Here is a 22,509-nt window from a genome sequence, read left to right as displayed (position 1 = left end):
CAATCAGATTACATAGAGCTTTGGTACGGCAGAATGTTCGAACGCAACATTTCTTGCGTGCCGAGGCCGTAGTTAGAGCTCAAACCGCGCAGCTCAATGTTGAAGCCAATCGCGTTATCATAAATCGCGTGTTGTTTATCGTTATCCCAACCGTTCAGCTTACGTTCGTATCCGACGCGGATCGCATAGCAGCAAGAGTTGTACTGCAAGCCGAGCATCTGGTCTGCAGGTTTGCTCGAATTGGTATCGAAGTAGTACGCGCCGACAATCGACCAGCGATCGGCAATCGGCCAACTTGCCACCGCGCCCACCTGGTTGATGCCGTTTTTATACTGCTCTGCCGTGGAATAATACGAAGGCAACGTAGCCTGAATATATTCCGGGCTGGCATAGCGGTAGTTCAACTGTACCAGACGATCCTGATCCCGACGGTATTCGAGGCTGCTGCTGCTGGTAGCGACGCTATCCAGACGGGTATCGTACTGCACTCCGCTACGCAGCCCCCAGCGTTCTGAAATACGCCAGTAAGTGTCGCCTGCCCAAACCAGCGAACCGGTTTTGTCGTCATTCTCCCATTTAATGTTGTCATCGCCGGTGCGAGACTCCGTGAAATAGTAGATTTGACCAACAGAAACGTTAAAACGTTCAACGGCGGCATCATCATAAATGCGTGTTGTGACGCCGGTCGTGACCTGGTTGGCGGAAGCAATACGGTCGAGACCGCCATAAGTGCGGTCGCGGAACAGGCCGTTATAGTCGGATTGCAGCAAAGAAGAATCGTAGTTATAGATGCCGCTCTGGTCGCGGTACGGCACATACAGGTACTGCACGCGTGGTTCCAGCGTCTGGGTATACCCCGGCGCCAGCATCGCCATATCGCGTTCGAAGATGAGCTTACCGTCGACTTTAAACTGCGGCATGACGCGGTTAACCGAATCTTCCAGCTTATTTTTATTGTTTGGATCGCTGTTATAGCTGTCCAGATTCGTTTGCTGATAGTGCGTCGCCATCAGCTTCGCTTCGGTGTTCAGGCTGCCCCAGCGGTTGGAGAGCGGCAGACTAATGGTCGGCTCCAGGTGGACGCGGGTCGCTTCCGGCATATCGTCTTTGGTGTTGACGAAATGCACCGCCTGGCCGTAAATCCGGGTATCAAACGGCCCGAGATCGTTATGGTAGTAGTTAACGTCTAACTGCGGCTCCGCAGAGTAGCTGCTGGTGTTCTGATCGTTAAACACCTGGAATTGTTTGGTCGACACCGTAGCGTCAAAGTTTTGTACGGCGTAGCCGACGCTGAATTTCTGCGTCGCGTAACCGTCGGTACTCGAACCGTACTTACTGTCGAAATCGTTAAAGTAGCTGGAGTCGCTGACTTTGGTGTAATCGACGTTAAAACGCCACACCTGATCCATCACGCCTGAGTGCTGCCAGTAGAATAACCAGCGGTGCTTATCGCCCTCTTTGGGATGATCGTCCTCGTAAACTTTATCAGAAGGCAGATAATCTAATTCCATCACTCCCTCGCCCGCCTGTGTGAGATAACGGAATTCGTTCTCCCACATAATATTGCCGCGGCGGTGCATATAGTGCGGGGTGATGGTGGCGTCCATATTGGGCGCGATGTTCCAGTAATACGGTAAGTAGAACTCGAAATAGTTCTTGGTCGTGTATTTCGCGTTCGGGATCAGGAAACCTGAGCGACGTTTGTCACCGACGGGGAGCTGTAAATAGGGGCTATAAAAGATCGGAACCGGACCTACTTTAAACCGGGCGTTCCAGATCTCCGCAACCTGTTCTTCGCGGTCATGGATGACTTCACTCCCCACCACGCTCCAGGTATCGGAGCCAGGCAGACAGGAGGTAAAGCTGCCGTTTTCCAGAATGGTATAGCGGTTTTCGCCGCGCTGCTTCATGAGATCGGCTTTACCGCGCCCCTGACGGCCCACCATCTGGTAATCGCCTTCCCAGACGTTCGTGTCTTTGGTGTTCAGGTTCGCCCAGCCCTTCGGCCCTTTAAGGATGACCTGATTGTCATCATAATGCACATTACCCAGCGCATCGACGGTGCGTACAGGTTCTGGCTGACCTTCCGCCTGCTTCTGATGAAGCTGCACTTCATCCGCTTGCAGGCGGCTATTCCCCTGCATAATGTCCACGTTGCCGGTAAAAACGGCATCGTCCGGGTAGTTACCTTTAGCGTTATCGGCATTGATAGTAACCGGCAGATCGTTGGTATCGCCTTTTACCAGAGGACGATCGTAGCTCGGCACGCCCAACATACACTGTGAGGCGAGATCGGCTGCCAGCCCCTGATGACTATAAAGGGCGCTGGCGATCATGGTGGCCAGAAGAGTGGGAATACGTTTTTTCATACGTTGTATTTATTGTTCCATCATCGGTAGCGTTGCGCGTGACAAACGGTCACAGCCTAACTTACTCATCTTCGCTGCGCCAGTGTTAATCCTGCCGTTTAGCGTCTGTGGTGTTAGGCACGGCATTGAATGACAGGTATGATAATGCAAATTATAGGCGATGTCCCACAATTGACCGTAGCCTTCATTCGCAGAAAAGCACCTTATTTTGTGGGAGATAGCCTCACCGATAGCGTAACGTTTTGGGGAGTCTATGCAGTACTGGGGAAAGATAATTGGCGTCGCCGTAGCCCTGATGATGGGCGGCGGCTTTTGGGGCGTGGTCCTGGGTCTGCTGGTGGGCCATATGTTCGACAAAGCCCGCAGCCGAAAAATGGCGTGGTTTGCCAACCAGCGGGAACGGCAGGCGCTGTTTTTTGCCACCACCTTTGAGGTGATGGGCCACTTAACCAAATCAAAAGGACGGGTGACGGAAGCGGATATTCATATCGCCAGTCAGTTGATGGATCGTATGAATTTACACGGCGATTCACGTACTGCCGCGCAGAACGCCTTTCGGGTCGGAAAAGCGGATAATTACCCATTACGTGAAAAGATGCGGCAGTTTCGTAGCGTCTGCTTCGGGCGTTTTGATCTGATCCGGATGTTTCTGGAAATTCAGATCCAGGCGGCGTTTGCCGATGGCTCGCTGCATCCTAATGAGCGGGAAGTGCTGTATGTGATTGCGGAAGAGTTAGGTATTTCCCGCGTACAGTTCGATCAGTTTCTGCGTATGATGCAGGGCGGCGCGCAGTTTGGCGGCGGTTATCATCAACAGTCCGGCGGCGGCTGGCAGCAGGCGCAGCGCGGCCCGACGCTGGAAGATGCCTGTAATGTGCTGGGGGTTAAAACCACCGACGATGCAACCACCATTAAACGCGCTTATCGCAAACTGATGAGCGAGCATCATCCCGATAAGCTGGTGGCCAAAGGTTTGCCGCCGGAGATGATGGAGATGGCGAAGCAAAAAGCGCAGGAAATTCAGAAAGCGTATGAGCTAATCAAAGAACAGAAAGGCTTCAAGTGATTGAATTGCCGGATGCGACTAGCGCCTTATCCGGCCTACGTTAATGAATGTAGGCCGGGCAAGCGAAGCGCCCCGGCATAAATTGGCTCCGAATTTAAAAATCTGCCGGGACTTTAAACGTCATGCTGTTACCGTAAGCGGGATGGGTAATGGTCAGCATTTCGGCGTGTAACTGCAAACGCGGCGCCAGCGACAACGCTTCCGGCGAGGCGTAAAACCGATCGCCTAAAATCGGGTGGCCTAACGCCAGCATATGCACACGAAGCTGATGTGAACGTCCGGTGATCGGTTTGAGCACCACGCGGGCGGTATTATCCGCCGCAAACTCCACCACGTTATATTCCGTTTGCGCCGGTTTGCCGGTTTCATAACATACTTTCTGCTTTGGCCGGTTCGGCCAGTCGCAGATGAGCGGTAAGTCGACCAGTCCTTCCGCCGGGGAGGGATGCCCCCATACGCGCGCCATATACTGCTTTTTCGGCTCACGTTCGCGGAACTGGCGTTTTAGCTCCCGCTCCGCGGCTTTGGTCAGCGCCACTACAATCACGCCGCTGGTGGCCATATCCAGACGATGCACCGACTCTGCCTGCGGGTAGTCGCGCTGGATACGCGTCATAATGCTGTCTTTGTGCGCTTCCAGACGCCCCGGCACGGACAACAGGCCGCTGGGCTTATTGACCACCATAATGTGCTCATCCTGATACAGGATAACCAGCCAGGGTTCCTGCGGCGGATTGTAGTTTTCCATCCCCATGTACGGCTCCGTTATTGGTGCGTGACGACGATAAGACGCAGCGCGTCCAGACGCCAGCCTGCCTGATTCAGGCTTTCCAGCACCTGCTGACGGTTGCTGTCGATAGCGGCAAGTTCGTCGTCGCGGATGTTCGGGTTGACGGCGCGCAGCGCTTCCAGACGCGACAGTTCCCCGGACAGTTTTTCATCCGCCTCGCGACGCGCGTTATCAATCAGCGCTCTGGCGGACTTTTCAATCTGCGTCTCGCCCAGTTGCAAAATGGCGTGGACGTCCTGTTGCACGGCGTTCACCAGTTTGCTGCCGGTGTGGCGATTCACGGCGCTGAGTTGACGGTTGAAGGTTTCAAACTCGACCTGGGCGGCCAGATTGTTGCCGTTTTTATCTAACAGCATACGTACCGGCGTCGGCGGCAGGAAGCGGTTCAGTTGTAGCTGTTTCGGCGCCTGCGCTTCCACGACGTAAACCAGTTCGACCAGCAGCGTGCCGACTGGCAGCGCTTTATTTTTCAACAGCGAAATGGTGCTGCTGCCGGTATCGCCGGAGAGGATCAGATCCAGTCCGTTACGGATGAGCGGATGTTCCCAGGTAATAAACTGCGCATCTTCGCGAGACAGGGCTACGTCACGTTCAAACGTGATAGTACAGCCGTCTTCCGGCAGGCCGGGGAAATCCGGCACCAACATGTGGTCAGACGGCGTCAGCACGATCAGATTGTCGCCGCGATCGTCCTGGTTAATGCCGACGATATCGAACAGGTTCATGGCGAACGCGATCAGGTTGGTGTCGTCGTCCTGTTCTTCAATGCTTTGTGCGAGCTGTTGGGCTTTTTCTCCGCCGTTGGAGTGGATCTCCAGCAGGCGGTCGCGGCCCTGTTCTAACTGGGCTTTTAGCGCTTCATGCTGTTCGCGGCAGGATTTGATCAGATCGTCAAACCCGTCGGTTTCTTCAGGCGCGGCCAGATAGTTAATCAGACTGGCGTAGGCTGAATCATAAATCGCGCGACCGGTCGGGCAGGTGTGCTCAAAGGCGTCCAGCCCTTCGTGATACCAGCGAACCAGCACCGACTGGGCGGTTTTTTCCAGGTACGGGACGTGGATCTGGATATCATGCGCCTGGCCGATACGATCCAGACGACCAATACGCTGTTCCAGCAGATCCGGGTTAAACGGCAAGTCGAACATCACCAGATTGCTGGCAAACTGGAAGTTACGTCCTTCGGAGCCGATTTCGGAACATAACAGCACCTGCGCGCCGGTATCTTCTTCGGCGAACCAGGCGGCGGCGCGATCGCGTTCGATAATCGACATGCCCTCATGGAACACGGCGGCGCGGATGCCTTCGCGTTCGCGCAGCACCTGCTCCAGCTGTAACGCGGTGGTCGCCTTAGCGCAGATCACCAGCACTTTTTGCGAACGATGGCTGGTCAGATAGCCCATCAGCCACTCAACGCGTGGGTCGAAGTTCCACCAGGTGCCGGTATCGCCTTCGAACTCCTGATAAATTTGTTCCGGATAGAGCATATCGCGGGCGCGATCTTCCGCGCTTTTACGCGCGCCCATAATGCCGGAGACCTTAATGGCGGTCTGATACTGGGTCGGCAGCGGCAGTTTTACCGTATGCAGTTCACGTTTCGGGAACCCCTTGACGCCGTTACGGGTGTTGCGGAACAGAACGCGGCTGGTGCCGTGGCGATCCATCAGCATCGACACCAGCTCATCACGGGCGGCCTGCGCGTCGTCGCGATCGCTATTAGCGGCCTGCAACAGCGGTTCAATATCCTGTTCGCCGATCAGATCGCCCAGCCTGTTCAGTTCGTCGTTGCTGAGTTTATTGCCCGCCAGCAGCATGGCCACCGCATCGGCGACAGGGCGGTAGTTTTTCTGTTCTTCGACAAACTGTTCGAAATCGTGGAAACGGTTCGGATCGAGCAGGCGCAGACGGGCGAAATGGCTTTCCATCCCCAGCTGTTCTGGCGTGGCGGTCAGCAGCAGCACGCCCGGTACGCGTTCAGCTAACTGTTCGATGGCCATATATTCACGGCTCGGCGCATCGGTACTCCACACCAGATGATGCGCTTCGTCGACCACCAGCAAATCCCACTCGGCGTCGCACAAATGTTCCAGACGCTGCTTATTACGGCGGGCGAAATCCAGCGAGCAGATCACCAGTTGTTCGGTTTCAAACGGGTTATACGCGTCGTGTTGCGCTTCGGTATAGCGTTCGTCATCGAACAGCGCGAAGCGCAGGTTGAAACGGCGCAGCATTTCTACCAGCCACTGGTGTTGCAGGGTTTCCGGAACGATGATCAATACGCGTTCCGCCGCGCCGGATAATAACTGTTGATGCAGAATCATCCCGGCTTCAATGGTTTTACCTAAGCCCACTTCATCCGCCAGCAGTACGCGCGGCGCGTGGCGACGACCCACATCATGAGCGATATTAAGCTGATGCGGGATCAGATTGGTCCGCTGACCGCGCAGGCCGCTGTATGGCATCCGGTACTGCTCGCTCTGAAATTTACGGGCGCGATAGCGCAGCGCGAACCGATCCATTCGATCGATTTGACCGGCGAACAGACGATCCTGGGGCTTACTGAAAACCAACTTGCTGTCGAGCAGAACTTCGCGCAACGTCACATTGGTCTCTTCGGTATCCAGGCGGGTGCCGACATAAACAAGCAGGCCATTTTCTTCTTTTACTTCATCGATATGTAGCTGCCAGCCTTCATGGCTTGTAATCGTATCGCCAGGGTTGAACATGACGCGGGTCACGGGAGAATCACTGCGCGCATACAGGCGGTTTTCCCCCGTGGACGGGAAAAGTAAGGTGACGGTTCGCGCATCCATCGCAACAACGGTTCCAAGTCCCAGCTCGCTTTCTGTATCGCTGATCCAGCGTTGACCAAGTGTAAAAGGCATATGTGTTCGGCTCTATATCTTTAATTGCAGGCATTACTCGCCATTCCCAGGCGACAGCACTGGATAATTGCGAGTATACGACCCCGCTACCAGGCTAATGTGGTAGTGGCGTTAATTAGGTCCAGGAATGGAAAGGGCGCTATGGTACTGGAAGGCGGCGCTTTCGTCACGCGTCAAAATAACCCCAGTTGCCCGGTCAGTAGTGTAGCAAAATTATCTTCAACGAAGGGAAGAATTCCTTCCGCCACGGGTTGTAGCTGGCGGGTAAGATAGTGTTCGTAATCCAGCGGCGACTGCTGGTAATCCACGGGCTCGGGGCCGTTAACAGTCCAGACATATTTTATGGCGCCGCGATTCTGATACTGCGCCGGACGACCCTGCTTCAGGTTTTGTTCATCCGCCAGCCGGGCGGCGCGAACGTGCGGCGGAACGTTACGTTGGTACTCATGTAAAGGGCGACGCAGACGCTTACGATAAACCAACTGCGCGTCCAGTTCGCCCGCCATCAGTTTATCGATAGTCTCACGCACATAGTCTTGATAAGGTTCATTGCGAAAAACGCGCAGATACAGCTCCTGTTGAAAGCGCTGCGCCAGCGGCGTCCAGTCGGTCCGCACCGTTTCCAGACCTTTAAATACCATGCGCTGGCTGTCGCCTTCCTGAATCAGGCCCGCGTAGCGTTTTTTACTGCCAGTATCCGCGCCGCGGATGGTCGGCATCAGAAAACGGCAAAAGTGGGTTTCAAACTCCAGCTCCAGCGCGCTGGTCAAATTTTGCTGTTGTAACGTCTGCGCCCACCATTCGTTCACGTGACGCACCAGCCTGTGCCCGATTTCCGCCGCGTCGGCTTCTGAATGCGCACGCCGGAGCCAGACGAAAGTGGAATCGGTATCGCCATAAATTACGTTATAACCTTGCGCCTCAATCAGCGCTTTGGTCTGGCGCATAATCGCATGGCCGCGCATGGTGATTGACGACGCCAGACGGGGATCGAAAAAGCGACAGGCCGTGGTGCCGAGTACGCCATAAAAGGCGTTCATAATGATTTTAAGCGCCTGCGAGAGCGGTTTATTGCCCTGACGTTTGGCTTCATCGCGCCCGTGCCAGATTTGGCTAACAATTTCCGGCAGGCAGTGCTTTTCTCGTGAAAACCAGGCGTCAAGGAAACCTTCGGTACTGTGTTCCGGATCCGGCTGCGCCATGCCTTCGACCAGCCCGACGGGATCAATCAAAAACGTGCGGATAATCGACGGGTACAGGCTTTTATAATCCAGCACCAGTACTGAATCGTATAATCCGGGTTGTGAATCCATTACGTAGCCGCCGGGACTTGCCAGCGGCGGCACTTCGCCGAGATTGGGCGCGACATAGCCGGCGCGGTGCATTCGCGGAAAGTAAAGATGCCCGAATGCGGCGACCGAACCGCCGTGGCGATCGACCGGCAGGCCGTTGATCGTCGCGCGTTCCAGCAAAAACGGCATGATCTCGGTTTTATGGAAAATGCGCGTGACCAGCTCGCAGTCTTTCAGGTTGTAGGTGGCGAGGGCGGGTTTATCCTGGGCAAAGCGACGATCGATCTCATCCATACGATCCCAGGGATTATCAATGGATTTTCCTTCGCCGAGCAGTTCCTGCGAGACGGCTTCCAGCGAAAAAGACGAAAAATTCCAGAACGCGGATTTAAGCGCGTCGATACCATCGATAATGACTCGCCCTCTGGCCTGGGCGAAAAAAACGCCGTTTTTGAAGCCATGTTCGCGCCACTCCAGTTCGCTATTGTCTCGCCCCAGCCGTAAAGGGATACGGTAGCGTTCGGCATGTTTTTGCAGCATACGCAGGTCGAACTGCACCACGTTCCAGCCGATGATGACGTCAGGATCATGTTCGGCAAACCAGGCGTTGAGTTTTTCCAGCAACTGCGGGCGGCTGGCGACATACACAAGCTCGAAGTCCAGTTGGCGGTCATCGCCATTCGCCGGACCCAGCATATAAACGGTACGCTGGCCGCAGCCTTCCAGACCAATGCAATACAGTTCGCCGTGTCGCGTGGTTTCGATATCCAGCGAGACCCATTTTAGCGGCGGTCGATAGTCGGGGTGGGGTTTAAGACGCGCATTGCGGATAACGCCGTTGCGCATCTCGCCGTCTACCCAAACGGGCGACGTAATAAAACGCTCCATCAGGTAACGTTCCGGCGGGCGTACATCCGCTTCATAAACGGTGACGCCGTTTTCGCGCAGCAGTTTCTCCATCCGCATAAGCTGGCGGTGAGTGCGGCAATACAGACCGGATACCGGCTGACGATGAAAGTCTCGCAGCTGGAGCGGCGTCAGGCGATAGTCTTTTTCCGCCTGTAGCAGCGAGGCGGCGCGGGAGGTCTGGCTGGTCGGAATAAACGCCACGGATTCCTGCGGTGCCAGCGTCGCCTGCACAGGGCCGTTGTCTGTCGCCAGCCAGAAAGAGACCTCCGTTCCTTGCGGCGTATCCCGCCAGTGCCGGGTTAAAATGAAACCTGCCTGCGCCACGATGATTACCTGTCTAAAAAATTCACGCTAATTATAACCTGTTTTAGGGGGTGATACTGTTATTTTGTACAGGCATATAACGTAAAAGCCGATATCCGCTGTAATAAAAAGTTTCTCGCAGTAAGAAGCGGGTTTTCGCCCACCAGGATTTATAGCGGGTGGATCGCGTGGGTGATGAGCGGCTATCGATACCATTATCCTGAGCGATAGTTTTCAGACGCAGCATATGCAGCGGATCGCTGACCAGTAATGCTGTGCGCCATTGTTGTTGTCGCAGTATCTGTTTTGTGTAACGAATATTTTCGCGCGTCACGGTAGAGCGCTCTTCAATAAAAATCGCCTTAGCCGGAATCCCTTTTTCCAGAACGTGTTGACGGGCTATCGCCGCGTCGGAAACCGTTGCGCCAGCGCCGTAGCCGCCGGTTAATACCAACGCGCGGACAATGTGTTGTTGGTAAAGCCAGATGGCATGATCCAGTCTGGCCTGAAAAACGGGAGAAGGCGTTTTTCCGCTAACGCCTGCTCCTGCGACAATCGCGCAGTCAGCTACGCGCGTCTGGTTTTGCTGACTGAACTGATAAATAGCGATAGCGTTATGGATAAACACCGTAGCCATAATGAGAATTATGCCTGCCGCGATTCTGGTGATGTAGCGATATTTCATGAATGAGTTCGTTCCCCATGACGGGTGTAATGGATATTTTAACGATAAAAGAACTTTTAGCGTCAGATATTTTTGCTGACGTATATTTATCAATATAATGGTATCGGTGTAGACAGCTGATATAATTATCCTATAACTGCTAATTTTGAATCATGTTTATTTACAATTTTTATCCATAGGTTGGTTGTTTTGTGTCAAGTCTGTTTCCATACATTCAGTATTTTTCAGAATAGTGCTTGCTCGAATCTGTTACTTATTTCTCGGATTAACAAAAAAGCGATATTTTTTGTTTGTTTTAATTAATGAAAAGTGTAAGAATTTCATTTGAAACATCCGCACCGTCAGGTAGAAATATAATATTCCAATTGGCCGCTATGGTTAAATAAAAATGGATTACAGTGCGAATTCGTCGGGAACTCTCTGCATAATTTAATTTTTATTTTAGAATATAATTTTATTTTGACTTTCAGGTGCGGGTGTTTTTATCAAAATGTGTGGTATTCGGGAATTATCTTTTATGAATGTGAATATGCAGGCGTGTCCGGTAGGGAACGAACGTTATCTTTTCGTCAATACTCAACGCGCTAACCCTTCCATAAAAACCGTGAGTCGATTTTTTGAGTATAAAACATGGACAGATCAGATTTGGCGTACCGAAATTATTGAAAACGGCAATGCTTTTTTTCACTGGCAAGGACACGACAGAAAAAACGGGCATCGGGATACCATTATTAATTATCTGTTAAATGGGCAACGCTGGCAGTCAACAATCGAAGATTATATTTTCTTCCATGCGCTGGAAGGAAAAGTGTTGCAGGGACATTATGATAATATTATTGAATATGTGAGTTCTGATAATTACGTCTATCAAAGCGCATTTGCTGAATATATCACCGACCAGACTCATCAACGCGCCCCCAATGGGACGCGTTTTTAGAGGCATTACTGCCCGTAATAGGCTTTTGCGCCGTGTTTGCGTAGATAGTGTTTATCCAGAAGGGATTGCTGCATGTCGGGCAACTGCGGCGCAAGCTGGCGGCAGAAGATCCCCATATAGGCCACTTCTTCCAGCACGATGGCGTTATGCACTGCATCCTCGGCATTTTTACCCCAGGCAAACGGGCCGTGCGAATGGACAAGCACGCCGGGCATTTGAGCAGCGTTAATGCATTGTTTTTCAAAGGTTTCAACAATGACATTGCCCGTTTCCCATTCATACTCGCCATTAATTTCCGCTTCGGTCATTTTGCGAGTGCAGGGGATCGTACCGTAGAAATAGTCGGCATGGGTGGTTCCCGTCGCCGGAATCGGCTGACCCGCCTGCGCCCAGATAGTCGCGTGGCGCGAATGGGTGTGTACGATGCCGCCGATAGTCGGAAATGCCTGATATAACAAACGGTGGGTTGGCGTATCGGACGACGGTTTCTTATGACCTTCAACGACTTCACCGGTCTCCAGACTGACCACCACCATATCGTCAGCGGTCATGACGCTATAATCGACGCCGGACGGCTTAATCACCAGTACGCCGCGTTCGCGATCGACGGCGCTGACGTTACCCCAGGTGAGGGTGACCAGGTTGTGTTTTGGCAGCGCCAGATTGGCTTCCAGTACCTGGCGTTTGAGATCTTCTAACATTGTTTTCTCCCTGCCGGATGGCGCTTCGCTTATCCGGCCTACGAGCGACGGTGTGCCGGATGGCGACACTAATGCCTTATTCGGCCTACAGGACCGTAGGCCCGGTAAATGCAGTGCCGCCGGGCAATCCGTTTCACCAATTAACGTTTGAACCCGTAATACACTTCATTCCAGCGCAGCGCGTCCTTAAAGGCTGGCAGACGGGTATCGTTATCAATTACCGCGATTTCGATATCGTGTATTTCTGCAAACTGGCGCATATCGTTCAGATCCAGCGCGTGGCTGAAGACGGTATGGTGCGCGCCGCCAGCCAGAATCCACGCTTCGGAGGCGGTCGGCAGATCCGGCTGCGCCTTCCACAGCGCGTTAGCCACCGGTAGTTTCGGCAGGGAGTGCGGCGTTTTTACGGTGTCAATGCAGTTGACCAGCAGGCGATAACGATCGCCGAGGTCGATCAGGCTGGCGACGATCGCCGGGCCGGTTTGGGTATTGAAAATCAAACGCGCCGGATCTTCCTTGCCGCCAATGCCGAGGTGCTGGACGTCGAGGATCGGTTTCTCTTCCACCGCGATGGACGGACACACCTCCAGCATGTGCGAGCCGAGCACCAGATCGTTGCCTTTCTCGAAGTGGTAGGTGTAATCCTCCATAAATGAGGTGCCGCCCTGCAGACCGGTTGACATCACTTTCATAATGCGAAGCAGAGCGGCGGTTTTCCAGTCGCCTTCGCCCGCAAAGCCGTAGCCCTGTTGCATAAGACGCTGTACGGCCAGACCCGGAAGCTGTTTCAGACCGTGTAAATCTTCAAAGGTAGTAGTGAATGCGTGGAAGCCGCCCTGTTCCAGGAAACGCTTCATACCGAGTTCAATACGCGCCGCTTCCCGCACGTTCTGGCGTTTATCGCCGTGGATCTGGGTGGCGGGCGTCAGGGTATAGCTGCTTTCATACTCGTCAATCAGAGCGTTGATATCGCCGTCGCTGATGGCGTTCACCACCTGCACCAGATCGCCGACCGCCCAGGTATTGACCGAAAAGCCAAATTTGATTTGCGCGGCCACTTTATCACCGTCAGTCACTGCGACTTCACGCATATTGTCGCCGAAGCGGCAGACTTTTAGCTGGCGGGTATCCTGTTTAGAGACCGCCTGGCGCATCCAGGCGCCGATACGCGTATGGGCCTCTTTATCCTGCCAGTGGCCAGTGACGACCGCGTGCTGCTGGCGCATCCGCGCACCGATGAAGCCGAACTCGCGGCCGCCGTGCGCAGTCTGGTTCAGGTTCATAAAGTCCATATCGATGCTGTCCCACGGCAGGGCGGCGTTAAATTGGGTATGGAATTGCAGTAGTGGTTTGTTAAGGATACTCAGCCCGTTGATCCACATTTTGGCCGGGGAGAAGGTGTGCAGCCAGACCACCAGCCCTGCGCAGCGATCGTCATAATTGGCGTCACGACAAATGGCGGTAATCTCATCCGGCGAGGTGCCCAGCGGTTTTAATACCAGTTTACATGGCAGTTTGGCTTCGGTATTCAGCGCGTTGACCACATGCTCGGCATGTTGAGTGACCTGACGCAGGGTTTCTGCGCCATACAAATGCTGGCTGCCAATCACAAACCATACTTCATAATTATCAAAAATCGTCATTGTCGTGTCCTTAATGAGTCAGGATTGCCTGATTGGCCGGGGTCGTTGGCGCCGGCGCGGCAGTCGGAAGATAATGTTGTTCTGCGCTTAGCGCCCACTGCTGGTAGCGGCGGTAAAGCTGTTCGAGGCGTTGCGCCTGTTCAGAGCGGGGGCGCAGAGTGCGTTCTACCGCGCTCGCCATGCTTTGCTGGGCGGCAGGAATATCGGCATGGACCTTCGCAGCGACGGCGGCAAAGATAGCGGCGCCTAATGCGCAGCACTGGTCGGAAGCGACGATCTGCAACGGACGATTCAGTACGTCGCAGCAGACCTGCATAATGACCTGATTTTTACGGGCGATGCCGCCAAGCGCCATCACGTTATTGACCGCGATACCCTGATCGGTAAAACACTCCTGAATGGCGCGCGCGCCGAAGGCGGTCGAGGCGACCAGACCACCAAACAGCGCTGGCGCGTCGGTGGCGAGATTGAGATCGGTAATGACGCCTTTCAGACGCTGATTAGCGTTTGGCGTGCGGCGACCGTTAAACCAGTCGAGCACCACCGGCAGGTGATCCAGGGACGGATTTTTCGCCCAGGCGTCGGTGAGCGCTGGCAGTAGCTGCTTCTGGCTGGCGTTAATCTGGGTTTTCAGTTCCGGGTGCTGCGCGGCAAGTTGTTCCAGCGGCCAGCTCAACACGCGGCTAAACCAGGCGTAGATGTCGCCGAAAGCAGATTGCCCCGCTTCCAGACCGATAAAGTTCGGCACCACGCTGCCATCAACCTGACCGCAAATGCCTTTCACGGCGCGATCCCCGACGCTCTGTTTATCCGCAATCAGAATGTCGCAGGTAGACGTGCCGATGACTTTTACCAGCGTATTGGGCTGCGCGCCCGCGCCGACCGCGCCCATGTGACAGTCGAACGCGCCGCCGGAAATCACTACGCTTTCCGGCAAGCCGAGGCGCTGCGCCCATTCGGCGCACAGGGTGCCCACGGGCAGATCGGCGGTGAAGGTTTCGCTAAATAACGGGTAGCGCAGATGACGGTTAATGCACGGATCGAGTTCATCAAAGAAGCTCGCGGGTGGCAGGCCGCCCCAGCTTTCATGCCACAGCGTTTTGTGCCCGGCGCTGCAGCGGCCACGGCGGATATCCTGCGGGCGAGTGGTGCCGGAAAGCAGCGCCGGCACCCAGTCACACAGCTCAATCCACGAGACGGCGGCCTGCGCGACGGCGCTATCCTGACGGGTGACGTGCAGAATCTTCGCCCAGAACCATTCGCTGGAGTAAATGCCGCCAATATAGCGGGAGTAGTCGACCTTACCTGGCTTATGGCACAGACGAGTGATTTCGTCGGCCTCTTCCACCGCGGTGTGATCTTTCCACAGCACAAACATTGCATTCGGGTTCTCGGCGAACTCCGGACGCAGCGCCAGGACGTTACCGTCGGCGTCAATCGGCGCTGGCGTAGAGCCGGTGCTGTCAACGCCAATGCCAACGACATTTGCGCGTTGCGCGGCGCTTAATTGTGCCAGAACGGCTTTCAGCGCGGCCTCCATTGACTCCATGTAGTCGCGCGGATGATGACGGAACTGGTTGTTCGGGCCGTCGCAATAACGGCCTTCTTGCCAGCGCGGATACCACTCTACGCTGGTGGCGATCTCGTCGCCGGTGGCGCAGTCCACTGCCAGAGCGCGCACTGAATCACTGCCAAAATCGAGGCCAATTGCAATTGCCATCGTCTTACTCCATCCAGAAAAACAGGTATGGAGAAACAGTAGAGAGTCGCGGCAAAAACCGTCAGGCAGGATCCGCTAATCTTATGGACAAAAATGCTAATGCTTTGTAAAGTGTGACGCTGTGCAAATATTCAATGTGGACATTCCAGCCATAGTTATAGACACTTCTGTTACTTAATTTTATCGCCTGAACTGTACGCTTTTGTTACAAAGCGCTTTTCACAAGCGGGGTTGATACGTGCTTTCATCAAGCGCAAGGTCTTGCGGAGACGTAAGCTCTGTTGTCCTGGTCAATATGGACAATTTGTTTCTTCTCTGAACATCGGGGGGTAGAGAAATCATGGCTGAAACGCAAAATGATCCGCTATTGCCGGGATATTCATTTAATGCCCATCTGGTCGCCGGACTGACGCCAATTGAAGCGAATGGATATCTGGATTTTTTTATCGATCGTCCGTTGGGCATGAAGGGATATATTCTTAACCTGACCATCCGCGGAGAGGGCGTCATTAATAATAATGGCGAGCAGTTTGTCTGTCGGCCTGGCGATATATTATTGTTTCCGCCGGGCGAGATTCATCACTATGGACGGCATCCGGACGCCAGCGAGTGGTATCACCAGTGGGTTTATTTCCGGCCTCGCGCCTACTGGCAGGAGTGGCTGACCTGGCCGACAATCTTTGCCCAGACAGGATTTTTCCGCCCGGACGAGGCGCGCCAGCCGCATTTCAGCGAACTGTTCGGGCAGATCATCAGCGCTGGGCAAGGGGAAGGCCGCTATTCTGAGCTACTGGCGATCAATCTGCTGGAGCAGTTGTTGCTCAGACGTATGGCGGTAATTAATGAGTCGTTGCACCCGCCGATGGATAGCCGTGTGCGCGATGCCTGCCAGTATATCAGCGACCATCTGGCAGACAGTCATTTTGATATCGCCAGCGTCGCCCAGCATGTCTGCCTGTCGCCCTCCCGGTTATCGCATCTGTTCCGCCAGCAGTTAGGCATTAGCGTATTGAGCTGGCGCGAAGATCAGCGTATCAGCCAGGCGAAACTTCTGCTTAGCACTACGCGAATGCCGATAGCGTCCGTTGGGCGCAATGTTGGATTTGACGATCAGCTCTATTTTTCGCGGGTATTTAAAAAATGCACCGGGGCAAGTCCTAGCGAGTTCAGGGCCGGATGTGAATAAAAAGTGAATGATGTGTCCACAAAGATGTCATAAGCCGTAACTATTCGGATAATTGACGGCTTGACGAAGGGGGACGGGGTAAGCAGAATCCCTGCTTCATCACGCTGACGGACACACTATGCAAGCACTGCTGGAACACTTTATCACCCAATCCACTCTGTATTCGCTTATCGCCGTGTTGCTGGTCGCCTTCCTGGAATCGCTGGCGCTGGTGGGGTTGATTTTACCCGGCACGGTACTGATGGCGGGGCTGGGCGCGCTTATCGGCAGCGGCGAGCTCAATTTTTGGCATGCCTGGCTGGTGGGTATTATCGGCTGTCTGATGGGCGACTGGATTTCGTTCTGGCTGGGGTGGCGCTTTAAAAAGCCGCTACACCGCTGGTCTTTTATGAAAAAGAACAAGTCGCTGCTGGATAAAACCGAACACGCGCTGCATCAGCACAGTATGTTCACGATCCTGGTCGGACGTTTTGTCGGTCCGACGAGGCCGCTGGTGCCGATGGTGGCAGGGATGCTGGATCTTCCCGTGGCGAAATTTATTGGGCCGAACTTGATTGGCTGTTTGCTGTGGCCGCCGTTTTATTTCCTGCCGGGCATTCTGGCGGGAGCGGCAATCGATATTCCTTCCGATATGCAGAGCGGAGATTTCAAATGGCTGCTGCTGGCGACGGCGTTGCTGCTGTGGGTCGGAGGCTGGCTATGCTGGCGGCTGTGGCGCAGCGGCAAAGCGGCAGTCGATCGTTTAACCGCGTATTTCCCCCGCAGCCGTTTGCTGTATCTGGCGCCGTTGACGCTCGGGATCGGCGTGGTCGCGCTGGTGGTGCTGGTTCGCCACCCGCTGATGCCGATATATATCGATATTCTGCGCAAAGTTGTGGGTTACTAACGATTCATTTGCCGGATGGCGGCTTCGCCTTATCCGGCCTACAAAATATGGGATTTGATGCCCAATAGCGCTGAGGCGCTGACTTGACCGCTTAGTAGCTCGTCTGTTTTGCCTTGCCACGCAATGCGTCCGTCGGCCACGACGATTGACCGGGACGCAATTCGCGCCGCATCTTCCACGCTGTGCGAGACCATCAACAGCGTGAGCTGTCGCTCGCGGCAGATATCGCTGACCAACGTCAGCATCTCCTGACGCAGCGCGGGATCGAGCGCGGAGAACGGTTCATCCAGCAGCAGCACCGGCTGTTCACGTACCAGGCAGCGCGCCAGCGCTACCCGCTGACGCTGGCCGCCGGACAGTTCGCCCGGCAAACGCGCCATCAGACTCTCAATGCCCATCTGACGTGCGATAGCGTCCCGTTTTTCCCGCTGGCTGGCGTTGAGCGTTAACCCGGGGTTTAGCCCCAGACCGATATTTTGCTGCACATTCAGATGGCTGAATAAATTATTCTCCTGAAACAGCATTGAGACCGGACGGCGTGAGGGCGGCGTAAGCGTATGATCTTCGCCGGCAATCAGTAGCGTACCGCTGGCAGGCGCAAGAAAACCGGCAATTAAATTCAACAACGTGCTTTTCCCCGCGCCGCTGGGGCCAAGAATCGCCACCTGCTCGCCGCGTTCTACCGCCAGCGTAAAACGCATCGGCAAATGATGGTAAAGCCAGGTGATATCAATCAGTTTTAGCATGTCGGCCCGGTAGTTTCTCTATGAGGGTAAATAACGTAAAGCAGAGCAGCAATAGTATCAGCGCGGTCACCGCGCCGTCCTGGCTGCGGTAGGAGCCGATCTGCTGATACAGATAAAACGGCAGCGTGCGGAAATTGTCATTGCCGAAAAGCGCGACGACGCCAAAATCACCGATAGAAAGTACGCAGGCAAACGCCAGCGCCTGCGCCAGCGGACGTTTCAGCGCCCGCAGTTCCACGACCTTTAACCGCGACCAGCCTTCAATTCCTAATGACTGGCACAGCATTCCATAACGGGCGGTAATATCGCGCATTGGGTTTTCCAGGACTTTTAGCGCGTAGGGGATTGCCATCAGCGCATTGGTGAAAATCACGATGCCGTCGGCGGATTCCGGTAAGCCAACGCTGTTATTGAGCAGTAAAAAGAAGCCTGTCGCCAGCACGATCCCCGGCATCGCGAGGATCAACATCCCGCTGAGTTCCAGCGTTTGTCCGGCGAATAGTTGCTGGCGTTGGCGTAGCTCGCGGCTACTCCACAGCAGCATCATGGTCAGCACCACACACAGAACGCCCGCCGCCAGCGCAATGCGTAGCGATGTCCAGACAGCCTGCCACAGAATGGGTTGCGCCAGCACCTCCGGCAGGCTGCGGTTGACGCCATCGATCACCACGGCGACCAGCGGCGGAAGCAGCAGCAGCAGCGCCAGCACGATTAATAAGGCGTCCGTCAGACGGCTGTGGAGACGATCGTCAGGATCGCGCCAGCCCTGCGTCAGAGTCATCCCCGGCGCAATCGCTTTGCTCAACCGTTGGCTTAGCAGTACCAGCGCCAGGCAGCAGACCATCTGGATTAATGCCAGCATCGCCGCGCGGGCAGGATCGTAGTCATAACTGAGCGCCTGAAAGATAGCCAGCTCGATAGTGGTGGCCTGCGGGCCGCCGCCGAGCGACAGAACCGTTGCGAAACTGGCGAAGCAGAGCATAAAAATCAGCGCCGCGACGGGCGGAATTTGGCGGCGCAGCCACGGCCATTCGACAAAACGGAAAAAATGCCAGCCGCGCATACCGAGCTGGGCGGCGAGCTGGCGCTGCTCGCCGGGAATGCTTTCCAAAGATTGCAGCAACAAACGGCTCGCCATTGGCAGGTTAAAAAAGACGTGCGCCAGTAAAATGCCCTGCAAGCCGTAGGGGGAGAATGTCCACTGAAGCCCCAGCATCTGCCACAGCGAGGCCAGCCAGCCCTGACGGCCATACACGCTAAGAATGCCGAACACGGCAACCAGTACCGGCAGAATCAGCGTCATGGCGCACAGACGCAGCAGCGCCAGACGCCCAGGAAAACGGCGTCGATAAAGCGCGCGGGCGAGAAAAACCGCCGGGACCACAGACAGCACTGCGGACAGAAACGCCTGCCAGAATGAGAAGCGCACCACATGCCACAGGTAGCTATCCCGCCAGATTGTCGACCACGCGCCCGACGGCGCGTTCAGCCAAAGCGCCAGAAAGGCCGCCAGCGAGACGGTTATCATCAGCGCGGCGGCGCACAGTCCCGGAATCAGCCAGCCGGGAATTAACGGCTGACGGCGCGTTGCCATTCGCTAATCCATGCCTGGCGTTGTGCTGCCACTTGTTGCGGCGTGAATTCCAGCGTTGTGGCGGGTTTTGCCAATGATTCAAACCCTGCTGGTAAGGCGACGTCCGCTACCGGGTACATCCAGTTGCCGGTGGGTATGGCGTTCTGAAACGCCGGAGAAACCATAAATTTGAGGAATTTCTCAGCCAGTTCCGGCTGCTTACTGGCGACGGTACGCGCCGCGACTTCTACCTGTAAGTAATGGCCTTCGCTGAAGTTCGCGGCGGCGTAATTGTCCTTCTTCTCTTCAATAATGTGATACGCCGGAGAGGTGGTGTAACTGAGCACCAAATCGCTTTCACCTTTCAGAAATAAACCGTAGGCCTCGCTCCAGCCTTTCGTCACCGTCACCGTTTTGGCCGCCAGTTTTTGCCAGGCCTGCGGTGCGTTATCGCCATAGACTTTGCGCATCCACAGTAACAGTCCCAGCCCTGGCGTACTGGTACGCGGGTCCTGATAAATCACCCGCCATTTTTGATCGCTCTCGACCAGTTCTTTCAGGCTTTTCGGCGGATTTTTCAGCTTACTTTTATCGTAGACAAAGGCGAAATAGCCGTAATCGAACGGCACAAATGTGTCGTTTTTCCAGCCGCCGGGCACCTTGACCGCCTCATTCGCCACGCCGCTTTTGGCAAAGAGTTTAGTTTGCGTGGCCGCTTCCAGCAGATTGTTGTCCAGCCCCAACACCACATCGGCTTTGCTGTTCTTCCCCTCCATCCGCAGGCGGTTGAGCAGTGAAACGCCATCCTCCAGCGCCACCAGTTTCAGCTCGCAGTTGCAATCGGCTTCAAACGCTTTTTTCACCGCCGGGCCTGGCCCCCAGTCGGCGGCGAACGAGTCGTAGGTATAGACGGTGAGAACGGGTTTGGCGAAAGCAGGCGCCGCGCACAGGAGTAAAAGCGGAAGATATTTTTTTAACACTTTGCACCTCAGTTAAAGAGTGGCAAAGGACTTGAGAGGTAGCCTCAAATCCCTTCGCCGGCATTATCCGGATCAGGTTCGACGGGTATTTTCTCAGCGCGCGCATGAGCGCGGCACCCCGTTGAGTTCGGCGTTAGTGTAGTGATTTTGTTGCCGGGCAGCAATCAAGAGCTGGCGTTAAGGATCTGGCGGCGCAAACCACGCCGATTTAAAATCAAACCAGCCGAGGGTATTCATGCGCAGCCCGCGCATACTGCGTTGTCCCTGGATAATCAGCCAGTGGTGGATCAACGGCACAATCGCTTTGTTGACCAGCAGTTGCTGGCACCAGTTCGCCAGGTTCATCTCGCCAGCGCGCCACTGCGCGGCGTCGTCCTGCCAGTCGCGCGGAATGCAGTTCTGCAAGAGCGGTACTTCGCACAAGTGCGCGAACAGCGAGAAATCCAGCGGCAGCGTAAAGTTAGCGCTATTGAGCCAGATATCGCTTTCGATCTCGCCGGCGTGCCATTGATCGTAGTCGATCTCCTGAATATGCAGATGCACCTGATGTTCAGCCAGAAGCGCGCTCATGATACGGGCGATAACCCGGTGCTCAATGTGTTCGCGATAGAAGGTCAGCGTGAGGGTTTCCAGACCGGCGGGTTTTTCGCCCGGGCCTGGACGGGCGTGATGCCAGCGCGGTAAAAGCCCATAGGCCGGGAACCAGAGCTGCTGTAGCGGTTCATCGGCATGATAGAGTAAATTGGTGGGGGAGAGGACGTGGCTTACCCATTCTCTGACCTGCGGATGCGCGCCGCGCGGCGTTCTGGCGTCGAATAGCAGGTAATAGCACCCCTCTTCCAGTCGGCTTTCTATCGCTTTTTCACCGCCTTGTATCGGCCCTTCCAGCATCAAGCCGCAGGCCGGTTCTTCACTGATATCCGGCAGTACCCAGACGTTCACTTCGTCTATCAACGCCCGATAGCCGAAGTAATCATCAAAGGCGAGTATCTTGAGTTGGTTCGGCGTATTACGCCGCACGGCATAAGGCCCGGTGCCGATAGGGTGGCTGGCGAAATTAGCCAGCGTTTCCCACTCCCGCGGCAAAATCATCGCCGGGACCTGGCCCAGCAGCCACGGCAACCAGCGATCCGGCTGGGAAAGATGAATATCCAGCGTCCACGCGGTAGGGGAGTCTATCTTTGTGATGTGCGAGTAAAGCGGAAGCGTATTGATACGCGTCAGCGAGGCGATGACATCTTCCATCTCCAGCTCGCGGCCATGATGAAAATGAATGCCGGGGCGCAGGTAGAAGCGCCACAGTAAAGGGGAAATTTGCTGCCAGTGGTGCGCAATGTCCGCTTCCAGTTCCCCGTTTTCCTCATTTACCCGCGTGAGCGAACTGAAAATTTGCCGGGCAATATGGGTTTCCGAGCGACGTAATGCGGTTCCCGGCAGGAGATTATGCATCGGACGATAGTAAAGAACCCGCAGAATATGCCGCCCCTGGCGGAAGCTGCGTCCCAGATGGGAAATCAGCATTTGCCTGACAGCGCTTTTATCGCCGACCAGTTGTACCAGTTGATCGATTCGATCTTGTTCCAGCAGGTCTTCCGCCCGCTGCTGTTGCAGCGCCAGTCCGGTATACAGGAACGTCAGACGCGAACGCTTTCCGCGCCCAACTTCGGCTTCCCATGTTAGCCAACCGCGCGCCTGCATCGTATTTAGCAGCGTACGCATATGGCGACGCGAACAGTTCAGCAGATCCGCCAGCTCATTAAGCGTGGTGTCTTGCGTTTTACCGTCACAACATTGCCAGAGACGGATAAATTGTTGTTGCAGGCGACCTGAGGGCATAAAAG

16 protein-coding genes and 1 riboswitch are annotated in these 22,509 nt (G+C 55.0%); of the genes, 4 read left to right on the top strand and 12 right to left on the bottom strand.

Annotated elements, in window-relative coordinates:
• Positions 1–8 precede the first annotated feature (8 nt).
• Positions 9–2,369 (bottom strand): LPS assembly protein LptD, encoded by a 2,361-nt coding sequence (gene lptD / locus ACLD3P_RS12205; RefSeq protein ID WP_131046610.1) that lies wholly within the window; start codon positions 2,367–2,369, stop codon positions 9–11.
• 253 nt (positions 2,370–2,622) lie between these two features.
• Between lptD and djlA the strand changes: the two genes are divergently transcribed.
• Positions 2,623–3,435, top strand: a complete 813-nt coding sequence (gene djlA, locus ACLD3P_RS12200) for a co-chaperone DjlA (protein ID WP_001200595.1) — start codon at positions 2,623–2,625, stop codon at positions 3,433–3,435.
• 94 nt (positions 3,436–3,529) lie between these two features.
• Here the strand turns inward: djlA and rluA are convergent, their stop codons facing one another.
• The 4 genes from rluA to ACLD3P_RS12180 all read right to left on the bottom strand — a co-directional run bounded on the left by rluA (position 3,530) and on the right by ACLD3P_RS12180 (position 10,296).
• A complete protein-coding gene (rluA, locus tag ACLD3P_RS12195; protein WP_131046609.1) occupies positions 3,530–4,189 on the bottom strand; it encodes a bifunctional tRNA pseudouridine(32) synthase/23S rRNA pseudouridine(746) synthase RluA in 660 nt (219 codons plus the stop codon).
• Positions 4,190–4,200: 11 nt separating this feature from the next.
• Complete coding sequence (gene rapA / locus ACLD3P_RS12190) at positions 4,201–7,107, bottom strand: RNA polymerase-associated protein RapA (RefSeq protein WP_001116966.1); 2,907 nt, start codon at positions 7,105–7,107, stop codon at positions 4,201–4,203.
• Between the two features lie 173 nt (positions 7,108–7,280).
• Positions 7,281–9,632 (bottom strand): DNA polymerase II, encoded by a 2,352-nt coding sequence (gene polB / locus ACLD3P_RS12185; RefSeq protein WP_023228074.1) that lies wholly within the window; start codon positions 9,630–9,632, stop codon positions 7,281–7,283.
• A 43-nt stretch (positions 9,633–9,675) separates the two neighbouring features.
• Positions 9,676–10,296 carry a YdcF family protein gene (locus tag ACLD3P_RS12180; protein WP_131046608.1) on the bottom strand — a complete coding sequence of 207 codons (621 nt, stop codon included), beginning with the start codon at positions 10,294–10,296 and terminating at the stop codon, positions 9,676–9,678.
• A 517-nt stretch (positions 10,297–10,813) separates the two neighbouring features.
• On the opposite strand from ACLD3P_RS12180, the gene ACLD3P_RS12175 reads away from it, so the two are divergent.
• Entirely contained in the window at positions 10,814–11,233 is a 420-nt protein-coding gene (locus ACLD3P_RS12175; RefSeq protein WP_097361980.1) for a DUF4751 family protein, read from the top strand.
• Positions 11,234–11,238: 5 nt separating this feature from the next.
• On the opposite strand, the gene araD is transcribed toward ACLD3P_RS12175, so the two are convergent.
• The 3 genes from araD to araB all read right to left on the bottom strand — a co-directional run bounded on the left by araD (position 11,239) and on the right by araB (position 15,297).
• Positions 11,239–11,934 carry an L-ribulose-5-phosphate 4-epimerase gene (gene araD / locus ACLD3P_RS12170; protein ID WP_411006449.1) on the bottom strand — a complete coding sequence of 232 codons (696 nt, stop codon included), beginning with the start codon at positions 11,932–11,934 and terminating at the stop codon, positions 11,239–11,241.
• A gap of 140 nt (positions 11,935–12,074) precedes the next feature.
• Entirely contained in the window at positions 12,075–13,577 is a 1,503-nt protein-coding gene (gene araA, locus ACLD3P_RS12165; RefSeq protein WP_063808746.1) for an L-arabinose isomerase, read from the bottom strand.
• 10 nt (positions 13,578–13,587) lie between these two features.
• Positions 13,588–15,297 carry a ribulokinase gene (araB, locus tag ACLD3P_RS12160; protein ID WP_131046607.1) on the bottom strand — a complete coding sequence of 570 codons (1,710 nt, stop codon included), beginning with the start codon at positions 15,295–15,297 and terminating at the stop codon, positions 13,588–13,590.
• A 340-nt stretch (positions 15,298–15,637) separates the two neighbouring features.
• Here araB and araC point away from each other — a divergent pair, with 340 nt between their 5' ends.
• A complete protein-coding gene (gene araC, locus ACLD3P_RS12155; protein ID WP_000852385.1) occupies positions 15,638–16,483 on the top strand; it encodes an arabinose operon transcriptional regulator AraC in 846 nt (281 codons plus the stop codon).
• A gap of 118 nt (positions 16,484–16,601) precedes the next feature.
• On the top strand, positions 16,602–17,369 hold the full coding sequence (locus tag ACLD3P_RS12150) for a DedA family protein (RefSeq protein WP_131046606.1): 768 nt from the start codon (positions 16,602–16,604) through the stop codon (positions 17,367–17,369).
• A 38-nt stretch (positions 17,370–17,407) separates the two neighbouring features.
• Here ACLD3P_RS12150 and thiQ read toward each other — a convergent pair whose 3' ends face one another.
• From thiQ to sgrR, 4 genes are all read right to left on the bottom strand, one after another.
• Positions 17,408–18,115 (bottom strand): thiamine ABC transporter ATP-binding protein ThiQ, encoded by a 708-nt coding sequence (thiQ, locus tag ACLD3P_RS12145; RefSeq protein ID WP_131046605.1) that lies wholly within the window; start codon positions 18,113–18,115, stop codon positions 17,408–17,410.
• Positions 18,099–19,709: a thiamine/thiamine pyrophosphate ABC transporter permease ThiP gene (gene thiP, locus ACLD3P_RS12140; protein ID WP_088524213.1), complete on the bottom strand. Its 1,611-nt coding sequence runs from the start codon at positions 19,707–19,709 to the stop codon at positions 18,099–18,101. Before thiP ends, thiQ begins: the two co-directional genes overlap by 17 nt.
• Complete coding sequence (thiB, locus tag ACLD3P_RS12135; protein ID WP_000915326.1) at positions 19,685–20,668, bottom strand: thiamine ABC transporter substrate binding subunit; 984 nt, start codon at positions 20,666–20,668, stop codon at positions 19,685–19,687. Before thiB ends, thiP begins: the two co-directional genes overlap by 25 nt.
• A 31-nt stretch (positions 20,669–20,699) precedes the next feature.
• A riboswitch (TPP riboswitch) is annotated at positions 20,700–20,799 on the bottom strand.
• Positions 20,800–20,845: 46 nt separating this feature from the next.
• Entirely contained in the window at positions 20,846–22,504 is a 1,659-nt protein-coding gene (sgrR, locus tag ACLD3P_RS12130; RefSeq protein ID WP_001726866.1) for an HTH-type transcriptional regulator SgrR, read from the bottom strand.
• Between the last annotated feature and the right edge of the window lie 5 nt (positions 22,505–22,509).

It is taken from the genome of Salmonella sp. 741265073_HBA, assembly GCF_046569105.1.
GTDB classification, from domain to species: domain Bacteria; phylum Pseudomonadota; class Gammaproteobacteria; order Enterobacterales; family Enterobacteriaceae; genus Salmonella; species Salmonella enterica.
This window is presented reverse-complemented; position numbering and strand designations above follow the sequence as displayed.